The 1,708-nt window shown below is 33.9% G+C and carries 3 protein-coding genes and 1 pseudogene; all 4 read left to right on the plus strand.

All coding sequences use genetic code 11. The annotated features are described in order from the left end of the window. A pseudogene (gpmA, locus tag AC1DJR_RS28865) lies at positions 1-174 on the plus strand (2,3-diphosphoglycerate-dependent phosphoglycerate mutase); the annotation flags it as partial. Between the two features lie 338 nt (positions 175-512). Then, positions 513-1,253, plus strand: a complete 741-nt coding sequence (locus AC1DJR_RS28870) for a type II toxin-antitoxin system SpoIISA family toxin (RefSeq protein ID WP_477004137.1) — start codon at positions 513-515, stop codon at positions 1,251-1,253. A 112-nt stretch (positions 1,254-1,365) separates the two neighbouring features. Next, on the plus strand, positions 1,366-1,491 hold the full coding sequence (locus AC1DJR_RS28875; RefSeq protein WP_000588712.1) for a hypothetical protein: 126 nt from the start codon (positions 1,366-1,368) through the stop codon (positions 1,489-1,491). 75 nt (positions 1,492-1,566) lie between these two features. Further along, on the plus strand, positions 1,567-1,708 hold a 142-nt coding region (gene spoIISB / locus AC1DJR_RS28880; RefSeq protein ID WP_477004138.1), incomplete at its 3' end, for a stage II sporulation protein SB.

Raw genomic sequence — 1,708 nt, forward strand, 5'->3', positions numbered from 1 at the left:
CTAGTGAAATACTTAGACAACCTTTCAAGTGATGGTGTGGTTTCATTAAATATTCCAACTAGCATTCCGCTTGTTTATGAGTTAGATGAAAAATTACGTCCGATTCGTCATTATTACTTAAGTATGGATGGAGAAGTACCTGAAGGGGAAATTCCGAAACATATTTCTTTTTAACATGAAAATTTGAAACGCATGCTTGTCTACATATACAATGTAGATTCATGATAAAGTGAAACTTTAATCAGTGGAAGGTGTTCATCCCGCACTGATTATTAGCCTTCACCAATCGGGCTTTTATGGGCAGTTGATCCCTCACCTAACGTCTTTGCTTTCGCTGAATTTTGAGGTGGGGGGGCTTACTGCCCGTTAATGCGGGATAAAAGACGTGGCCTGCTTCTAATGTATATGCGATGTTGCTAACTTTAGAAGGTTGTCCCCGTCTTTTGTCATAAATAGAGCTGTTTGTGCATGTAATGGTATCGTGAGTAGTTTTGGAATGGAGGGTGATGTGATTGACGATCTCTAACATTCGAATTGGCTTATTTATTTTAGCAATCGTCTTTATTGYTCTTGTTTTCTTTTATTGGAGAAATGAAGAGTTGTACGAGGAGAAGAAACAACGAATTCGAAAAACGTGGTACGGTTTGTTCATAACATCAGTCACAGTTTATTTCACGATAAAAGGAATAGATTTAACCCTCTGGAAAAATCTTTTAATGTTTACTGCGATGGTAATTTTCGTTGATATTGCATTCATTTTGACACCGAATATTTCAGAAATATGGGGCGCAAAATTCAGCGATATTGGAAAGACGGTCCAATCAATTAAAAGGTCATTAATTGCTTCAAAAGCAAGAGGAGAAATATATACGACAATTATTCAAAATGTGAATCCAACAGCCTTTGGGACAATGGAATGGCATACGGAAGAGGAATATACAAAAAGCTTAAACACATTTTTAGATTCATATGGGGAAAAGATTGGTGCGAAAATTGTTGTATTTGAAGCGGTGAAGGAATTAAATACAAACTTTCGTGGTATCCGCTCTCAATTTAGTATTATTGTTCCATTAGAACACATCGAGCAATTGAATGAGCAGAAAGCGGTGCAAGTAGAAAATGTCGGAATTATACCAGCAAAAATAGTTAGTGATGTTTTCATTGTTATTGATGGGAAGAAAAATAACCTTCAAGATCGAGATTTTGAAAATGTATATAATTTAACAATTCATCATAGTTATTTTAGTAAATAAGGACAGAATCTTTTTCTGTCCTTTTCACCTATACATAAAGGGAGAACAAATTCAGACAAGCTTGTATAAAATTGGACAATCATTCCTACACTAGCACGTAGAGGTGATTGTAGTGATAAAAGATTATGACAATGATTTTTTTAAAGAAGATAATGAAGATACAACAGATTTCTCTTTAATAAAAGGAGATACTTTGCAGCAAGTAGAAGAGTTAGAAGAAGAATTAAAAAGAAAATGATACGTGTACACTCTGTCTGCATTTGCTATATAATATAAATAAAAGGTTGTATCTTTTTGAAAAGGGGGAGAAGAGATGGCAGAAGTAAATGCTCAAAAATCTTCGTTTTTTAAAACTAAAAAAGAAGAATCAAATACAGATTTCTCTCTTGTGAAAGGTGCATTAACAGAAAATATAAATCGTTTAGAAAAACTTATGGATAGTAATAGTTCGAAAT

The sequence above is a fragment of the Bacillus sp. 05T31 genome, from assembly GCF_056396725.1.